The sequence below is a fragment of the Pseudoalteromonas sp. SG44-1 genome, from assembly GCF_014164315.1.
In the GTDB taxonomy this organism is placed as follows: domain Bacteria; phylum Pseudomonadota; class Gammaproteobacteria; order Enterobacterales; family Alteromonadaceae; genus Pseudoalteromonas; species Pseudoalteromonas rhizosphaerae.
Genome location: NZ_JACJEW010000049.1, coordinates 22,032 through 30,032 on the forward strand (window position 1 = coordinate 22,032; position 8,001 = coordinate 30,032).

Consider the following 8,001-nt stretch of genomic DNA (forward strand, 5'->3'; position numbering starts at 1 on the left):
TAGCTACAAGTTAGTAAAGCCCAACTGACAATACACACGAGACCATTTAGCCGCAGTAGTACTGCGGCTAAATGGTTTTTTACTATAAATTAAAAGCTATATTTTAAGCTCAGCTTATAATTTACCGGCTCACCGGGTTGAGTCCAAATTGCAGAGTAAGAGTTTGAGTAATATTCTTTATCCAGAACGTTATTTACATTTAACTGTACACTCACATCATCATTAACGTTGTAAGTTGCAAACAGATTCACCAGCGTATACGAAGGTAAGTAATACGTAGGATCAATTGTTTCACCTAAACGTTCACCTTCATACTGTAAAGCTATACCAATAGTCGCATTTAAATCGATTAAGTCATTTAAATCTCTTTTAAGGCGCACATTTGCACTATGTTTAGGGATATTTAGTAATGGGCTACCTTTTGGCAGTTTTACCCACCAATCTGTATTAACCGTATCGTTTGCTGTTTTTGCATCGGTGTAAGTATAGGCAAAATCAAATGAGGTGCGCTCTGTAATATAACCGTGCAAATCAAACTCAACCCCTTCGCTAGTTACCTCTCCTAATGCTGTCGACACACCCGCTTGCAGATCTGTAGTTAGCATATTGCTTTTTTCGGCGCTAAATACGGTAAAGCTACCATTTAGGGTATCGGTGCTAAATTTAATACCCGCCTCAATAGAGGTTGTTGATTCCGGCTTAAATGCATCACCATTTATGTCGTAACCGCTGTTTGGCCTAAAACCTTCAGAGTAGCTGGTGTAATATTGTATATCGTCTGAGTAGGAGTACACTAAACCAACCCGTGGACTAAATGTACTTTGGTCACTCTTAGACTGACTTTGATTGATGTGATTATCTATTTGCTGATCAAACCAATCATAACGGCCGCCCACTTGCATTTTCCATTGCTCAGTGATGTCGATTTGATCTTGAATATAAACCCCGTAACTGTGCTGTACTTCAGTGCTGTTGTATAAAAGTGAACCTTCGGGTGCTGTTTGCCCATACACAGGGTTATACATATTGATTGCATAGCGCGTATCTTCAAGCGTAGGGCGATATCTGTACCAGAGTTTGTCAAAATCAAACTTGCTGGCGTCGGCACCTATTAATAAATGGTGGGTAAACCCAGCTGCTGTTACGCTGCCACTAAGCTCGGTACGCGCAGAAATATTTTTAGTTTGAAAATCGCGCTCGTTATGTTGTCTACTTAAAGTTTCGCCATCAGTAAAGTAAACCTGCCGCCCTGGTGCCAGTTCTGCATCGCTCGATTCGCTTATAAATTTAGAGTCGCTATAGCTAAACCCATTTAAAAGCGACCATTGCCCTATTTGGTGCTCAAAGGTAAGTTGATGAGAAATCGCATCAACCTCTGTTGGTTTATCACTTGGTTCACCTAAAAAAGTATCAATGGGTAATGCATCTACCTTTCCGTCTACGGCAACAATACCACGGTCAAACGTCACACTTTGGTCGACATATTCTAGTTCATAATTTAACTTTGTTGTGTCGGAAATTAACCATAATATTGAAGGCGTTATCACCGTTTTTTTATTTTCGTGGTAGTCTCTAAAGCTTTCACTTTCTTCAATCGCGCCGTTTACTCTAAAGGCGAGTTGTTCGGTAATTGCATTAGTGTAGTCGCCTTCACCGCGATAACTTTGCCAACTACCTGCGCTTATTTTTACAGAGCCTTGTTCTTCAAATTGTGGCTTTTTAGTAATAATGTTAATAGTACCACCAGGCTCAGAGCGGCCATAAAGTGCAGAGCCTGGGCCTTTCATCACTTCTACATAATCAATATTACTGGTATCACGGGTGCCGCTAAAACTTCGACCAGATGAAAAGCCATTAATTAAAAAGCCTGAAGGAATATTCTCATCACCTACTAAACCACGTATTGCAAAGCTTTCCCACAATCCACCAAAATCATTTTGTTCAGAAATACTCGGCGTTAAATCAAATATATCTGTGAGTGTGGTCACCCCTGCATCATCAAGGTTTTCTGCAGATATAAATTCAATACTTTGTGGTTGTTCACTTAAAGGCACATCGCCGCGAAAAGCTTGCCTAACACCCGAAACAGCTATTTTCTCAATGCTTGATGACGCCGTAGTTGCGTATACTGAAGGTGATAAAATTGCACTTATCGCAATTGAAAGCGCTGATATTTGGATTCGTTTAATTGTATTCATTCTATCTCTTAGATATAACACAGCTTAATCAATTAAGTTTGCACTCAAAAAAATTTTAAATGTAACCTACTAGGCAATTAGCTGAAGATGTAGGCAATAATAGTTATCATTTAGAATTCTATACAAACAAGGCAAAAAACGCTACCCTACTTGCAATAAATATTACAAAGTTATTAAAATACAATTTAAAGAAAAACGAAAATACTAACTTCAGCCAAATTATGGAATAAAATAAATTATATGAATATTTCAGGCAAAACAGAATTAATGTTAAGTATTGAGAATTTAAACCTAGACAAAATTAAGCAGTTCATATACTCCGAATATAAAAGTCTTGCTATAGATGATGAAATGTTTAAAAAAGACAGTACCGGGCGCTCCGCTATATATTATGCTGCTCTGCGAGGAGATGAAGATATCATTTGGTTTTTATTATCACTTCTACCCGGAACCGGTATTTTTTGTAAACGTGGGCAACTATTAGAATCAAAAGATAACCAAGGATTGACCCCAGAGGAGTTTGCTCAAGTAAATGGAAACGATAAAATATATAAGTTACTTTGTTCTGAAAGAATGAGGATCGAGTTTTTCGAATAAATTTCAGACACGCGCTATCAAAATGCCTTGGGCGACTAACTCTTTGTTACTTAAATGAGTATAGGTAAGGGGTTGTAAAAAACGCAGTAGTTTTACTTAATTTTCACTTCCCCACAACATCTTAAACCAAGACGTTTTTATAATCCCAATAAAAATAAACCGCGAAATAAAATACCAAAGCAGGCTGAACAGCACACCAAAATAATTGACAACACCACGAACCGTTCATTCTTAACTCATAATAAGATTAAGTTCATAAACTGCTTGTGTAGTATTGAATTGCACACAAAAATGTAGTGTAACCAATTGAAAATATTTGTAATATATAAATTCATGGAGATGGCAACTTCAGCTCCTGCGCGGCTTACTCGCTTTCTCATCATGCTATTTCTTGCTAGTATAAAAATATTAATAACACGTTATACGCTACACTCATAATCGACAAGGAAAGATATGTCAGAATCATTTATTAAAGCATGCGCTGACGGTAATCGCCGTATTGCTCAGTTGCTCTTATCACAAGAAAAAGACCTTGATCCTAATTATACTAATTCGCACGGCTGTACAGCATTGCACTATGCATCGGCTAACGGATACGTTGATATAATGTCCGAGCTATTGGAAAGTGGAGCAAAAATTGACTATGAAGATCATCAAGGTAGGACGGCTTTATTTATGGCTATAAAGGCTCGACAAAAGCCGGCAGCAGAGTTGCTACTTGAACTCGGAGCCCGTCCTGATATTAGTGATTACCAAGGTAATAGTCTACTTCACCTAATCGCCATAACAGGCCAAAATGCGTTATTAAGCCCTTTAATTGATGCCGGATTAGATATCAATTTAACCAATACAAATTCAGACAGTCCATTATTACTGGCGGTTAGTAATCGAAAACGTGATGTTGTAAGCAATTTATTAGATCAAGGCGCCGATATTGACCACAGTGACAAAAATGGTAATAACGCGTTATTGATAGCAACAGCATTAATCAATAAACACTTAGTCACTTTGCTACTAGAACATGGTAGCGATATAAATATCGCTAATGACGATGGCTATACACCGTTATTCATTGCCTGCACTAAACACAACAATATGCTTGTTAAATACCTGCTAGAGCAAGGTGCTGATCCGCTTATCGAATCTAATGAAGGCGTATCGTCTATTTGGCTTGCGTGTGCTAATAACCAAAAAGATATCGTCTCAGCATTTTTAAATGCAGGCGTCGATGTAAATTACAGTAAAAATACCAATAAAGAGTTTGTACTCAATTCATATTTAGACTTAGTTATCGAACAACTAAATTATAGTAATGATAACTATCATGCAATTAGCTGTGAAGGCGAAAGCCTAATACATGTTGCAGCTAAACAAGGTCACTTAAGTATGATTAAGCTATTACTTGAGAAAGAGGCTGATATTGATGCACTTGATGCCGCAGGTAGTAGCGCATTACATTATGCTGCGGTAGGCGGTAAAAAAGATATAGTGAAAGAATTAATAAAACACGGTTGCGATACATTGATTTATAACAAAGCTGAACAACAAGCTATTGATTATAGTAATCAAAAAGGGTTTAACGAAATCACCGAAATGTTATTAATAGCAAAACAGGCGCAACAAAATGGATAGAAAAGAACGCCCATTACTTGAAATAATCGCACGCGATATGAAAAAAGGTTATTGGAAAGCCGCCGATGCTGCACGCTACGCACCCATGCTATTTCCTCAAGTAGAACCCAGTGACCATGTTCGTAAAGCGGTTGCTGCGATTGCTCTGCAACAATCTCGCGCAGAGCAACTTAAAGCCCTTCAAGCACTCGTGATAAAAGAGCGTAGCAGTAAAGATTTCCTTAAAGAGTTTGAAACACTGCTTAATAACAAACGTGATCGGCTAATGCCTGCAACCGACCAAGACAAAGACAGTAGCCACTTTCGCGATATTATTATGATGCTACTAGCGACAAACTTTGCATCACAAAAAAGCAGCGTCACTATCACTGCTGATTTAAGTGATTTGTATCAACGTATTTATCCTCAACAAACCGATGAATTTAGCACCGATTCCAGTGCTGAAGCCGTAGTGACTGAATATATAATGGGTGCCCTATTAAAACTCGCGCCTGATATAATTTAAAGCAAGGATGATTAATGACATTGCAGCAAGCACTCGAGTCGAAGGATTTTAATCTCGCGACACAAATAGCAAAAATCCTCAGCGATAGCGAAATTATACAAGTATTGAATGAGACGTTTGTTTTACAAAATCTACATGCCTATTGGCTTGCCTTGGATTTTTGGCTGCTATTAGATGAAAAAAATATCGTGTCGCTCGATTTGCTAAAAAATATGGGGGACGAGGAGGAAGTCGATTTTAATAACATTGATATTGAAAGTCTCATCAATTCAACAACCGAAAAACCAAAACTGAAAGTCGATCAAAAAAAATCATTTCCACTGCTAATATTAGAAAATGAATTAAGGTACTTTGAACATAAAAGCGAAGAAGAATGTGCCATATTAGTTAAATTTATAAACGCTTGTAGAAATTTAAATGCCAAAGGGGGAAAATTATTAACACAAGCGCTTTCACCTAACACACCACTGTCGATTCTCGATGCCTTAATTGAAAAGGGGTGTGACCCTATGTACGAGAATAACGCTCAACAAAACTTTCTTTTTAATATAGTGAAATGGCGTAAACAAGTAGACATAGATACGTTTAAAAAATATCTAACCTATTTTATAGACCAAGGATTAGATATTAATCACCGTGATGTAATAGACGAAACCCCTATCATTGCTTTAATTAAATCAGGTGAAGCAACACAGCGTATAGACGTTATGATCGAGTTAGGCGCTGATATACATATTCAAAAAACGGATATTGATGGCTTTGATTTATTAGAAATAGCAGTTACAAGTTACAATCCCGATTTTGTGAGTGCTTTACTTAAGCATGGACTCGCTTTTGATTATGAAAAACAAGATAGAGAAGGCCATAGTGTATTATTTCGCTTTACAGACCATGGGGTTAGAAAAGATCAATTAACGCTATTTTCTTTATTACTACAGGGACAGCCTGATCTTTATCAGATTAATCACGACAGTAGATGTGAAAAGCATTACTCTACCCCAATGGAAAATTTAGTAACAGAAGCACACCCAGACGCATTAAAACTGGCGTTAGCTATGCTTCGACCAGACATCAACCAAACCGATGAGGAAGGTAACACACCTTTACACCTTGCTGCATCTAATTATGTACATGAAGCAGCCCGAGCGGTTGTTAATTTAGAACGAATAAAAATACTTATAGCGTATGGGGCTGATGTCAACACACTAAACAACAAGGAACAAACACCTGCAGCTTGTGCCAGTGATGATGATAAAAAGGCCGATATACTGGCATTTTTATTAGCAAAAGAACACCAAGCAAAGTGAAATACGAGATCTATAACTAAATAATAGTAATATTCGTATCCGAAGCTGATCATTAAGGATAAAAAGATGATAAAGCGTTTTCTAAGCTTACTTGTTTTATGCCCCTTACCTTTAATTGCTTGTCAATGGCAACCTGATGACTTAATCGGAAGCTACCGAAGTTTGGGGCACTCCTATTTTGATACCTTTGCACTAGAGAGAGAAGGTATATTTCATTCGTGGTTACACCAAAGGCCTGAAATGACGGCAAAGTGGCAGCTTGATAAAAATTGTATATTGGTAATACGCAGTGAACACTTAACACACCCAATCAAGCTCACCTTAATTGCATTAACAGTCAATAAAGCAGTGTTTAGTGATGGTCAAACTAAACAGCACTATCAACGCTTAAGTGCACAACAAAAAACAGCCAAGTAAATTAACCCTAGACACTAATTTAGAGATAACGAATGAGATTGACTAATTTAAAACACCTGAGTCTATACTTAATTTTGCTATTTAATATATTTGCTTTTCAAAGCTACGCCTCTGAGCCTGCTATTTTTTCAAAATACAGCAAAGCGTTAACTTTAGTTGAGCAAAATCCTGAGCTATATCGCTATCGTTTCAACGGGCCAATTACAATACGTGGACTACTCGTAATTCAGCTTGATATGGCAAGCCCAACTCAAGCAAGCGGCGATATTATCAACATCCGTATTATTCCAACTCGATTAGCGCGCAGTAAGTTGCCCGCTATCATTCATGGACGTTATACATCGTCGATTGAGGCTATTTTTATACGTTTATCAGCTCCCCAATTAGACGAACTATTTGCAGGTAAAGAAAACTGGCAACGTTTAAGTCATGGTACAGAAAGACTTATAAAGCAACCCGTAGAAGTCACATTTAATGATTTTAGCGCATCGGTAGAATGCGACAGCCGCACCTACACCGCAACCATTAACACCATAGTAGCTATAACAGATAAGCGAGTCGCTGCATTATCTAAGCTTGATATAAGCGGCTGTTAAGCCGCCTTAAATTAAAGCCGTGATTATTAATAAAGCACTACGACACATATAATTTAACAGGAGTACACATTGATTTTTGCCATTGATTGCCAATATTACGACGACACAGCTATTGCTGCCGGTATCTTATTTGAAAACTGGCACGACGAAGAAATAACAGCAAAGCAAGTCAACACCATTGAAAATATTGCTCCCTATGAACCGGGGCAGTTTTATAAACGCGAGTTACCGTGTATTTTGTCCGTACTAAAATCTTTAGATACTCAACCAGATATCATCATTGTTGATGGCTATGTCACTTTAAGTAGTGCACAAAAGCCAGGTCTGGGCATGCACCTTTATGAAGCACTTGAACAACAGATTCCCGTTATTGGCGTAGCCAAAAGATCATTTGTCGATACACCAAAAGAAGCTGGAATTTTGCGAGGAAAAAGTGAAAATCCTCTTTATATAAGCAGTGTGGGAATTGATCTTGAACAAGCAAAAGAACACATACTGCACATGCATGGTAAAAATCGCCACCCAACCTTATTAAAATACGTTGACCAGCTAGCTAGAGGCATTGTTACCTAAAACGAATAGCAAAGGTATGGATGTAAAAACTGTGTAAATACCCGTTAGATACTAAGGGATCCCCAAAAATAATTATTAAGTTTCAATTACATCACTCACATCCATATTTTTCCAATCGATTTGCACTACTACCTGTACGAAATAGGCTAGTCCTTCCAAATAATCTCGCCGTCGCA

The 8,001-nt window shown here is 37.8% G+C and carries 8 protein-coding genes; 7 read left to right on the top strand and 1 reads right to left on the bottom strand.

Annotated features, from left to right (window positions below):
- Positions 1-89 precede the first annotated feature (89 nt).
- Positions 90-2,198 carry a TonB-dependent siderophore receptor gene (locus tag H5187_RS18295; RefSeq protein WP_182798133.1) on the bottom strand — a complete coding sequence of 703 codons (2,109 nt, stop codon included), beginning with the start codon at positions 2,196-2,198 and terminating at the stop codon, positions 90-92.
- A 240-nt stretch (positions 2,199-2,438) separates the two neighbouring features.
- Between H5187_RS18295 and H5187_RS18300 the strand changes: the two genes are divergently transcribed.
- The 7 genes from H5187_RS18300 to H5187_RS18330 all read left to right on the top strand — a co-directional run bounded on the left by H5187_RS18300 (position 2,439) and on the right by H5187_RS18330 (position 7,825).
- Positions 2,439-2,795, top strand: coding sequence for an ankyrin repeat domain-containing protein (locus tag H5187_RS18300; protein ID WP_182719031.1), 357 nt, complete (start codon positions 2,439-2,441; stop codon positions 2,793-2,795).
- A 453-nt stretch (positions 2,796-3,248) separates the two neighbouring features.
- Positions 3,249-4,427, top strand: coding sequence for an ankyrin repeat domain-containing protein (locus H5187_RS18305; RefSeq protein ID WP_182794669.1), 1,179 nt, complete (start codon positions 3,249-3,251; stop codon positions 4,425-4,427).
- The gene (locus H5187_RS18310) at positions 4,420-4,932 is read left to right on the top strand and encodes a hypothetical protein (protein ID WP_182740553.1); all 513 of its coding nucleotides are present in this window, start codon (positions 4,420-4,422) and stop codon (positions 4,930-4,932) included. Before H5187_RS18305 ends, H5187_RS18310 begins: the two co-directional genes overlap by 8 nt.
- A gap of 14 nt (positions 4,933-4,946) precedes the next feature.
- Complete coding sequence (locus tag H5187_RS18315; protein ID WP_182798134.1) at positions 4,947-6,239, top strand: ankyrin repeat domain-containing protein; 1,293 nt, start codon at positions 4,947-4,949, stop codon at positions 6,237-6,239.
- 66 nt (positions 6,240-6,305) lie between these two features.
- On the top strand, positions 6,306-6,656 hold the full coding sequence (locus tag H5187_RS18320; RefSeq protein ID WP_182798135.1) for a hypothetical protein: 351 nt from the start codon (positions 6,306-6,308) through the stop codon (positions 6,654-6,656).
- A gap of 32 nt (positions 6,657-6,688) precedes the next feature.
- Entirely contained in the window at positions 6,689-7,252 is a 564-nt protein-coding gene (locus tag H5187_RS18325) for a hypothetical protein (RefSeq protein ID WP_182798136.1), read from the top strand.
- 69 nt (positions 7,253-7,321) lie between these two features.
- Positions 7,322-7,825: an endonuclease V gene (locus H5187_RS18330; RefSeq protein ID WP_182719024.1), complete on the top strand. Its 504-nt coding sequence runs from the start codon at positions 7,322-7,324 to the stop codon at positions 7,823-7,825.
- Positions 7,826-8,001: the final 176 nt, after the last annotated feature.

Excerpts from the sequence above, each read along its gene's own strand:
- H5187_RS18300 (WP_182719031.1), top strand. The coding sequence starts at position 2,439 with ATGAATATTTCAGGCAAAACAGAATTAATGTTAAGTATTGAGAATTTA.
- H5187_RS18325 (WP_182798136.1), top strand. The coding sequence starts at position 6,689 with ATGAGATTGACTAATTTAAAACACCTGAGTCTATACTTAATTTTGCTA.
- H5187_RS18305 (WP_182794669.1), top strand. The coding sequence starts at position 3,249 with ATGTCAGAATCATTTATTAAAGCATGCGCTGACGGTAATCGCCGTATT.
- H5187_RS18295 (WP_182798133.1), bottom strand. The coding sequence starts at position 2,198 with ATGAATACAATTAAACGAATCCAAATATCAGCGCTTTCAATTGCGATA.
- H5187_RS18315 (WP_182798134.1), top strand. The coding sequence starts at position 4,947 with ATGACATTGCAGCAAGCACTCGAGTCGAAGGATTTTAATCTCGCGACA.
- H5187_RS18310 (WP_182740553.1), top strand. The coding sequence starts at position 4,420 with ATGGATAGAAAAGAACGCCCATTACTTGAAATAATCGCACGCGATATG.
- H5187_RS18320 (WP_182798135.1), top strand. The coding sequence starts at position 6,306 with ATGATAAAGCGTTTTCTAAGCTTACTTGTTTTATGCCCCTTACCTTTA.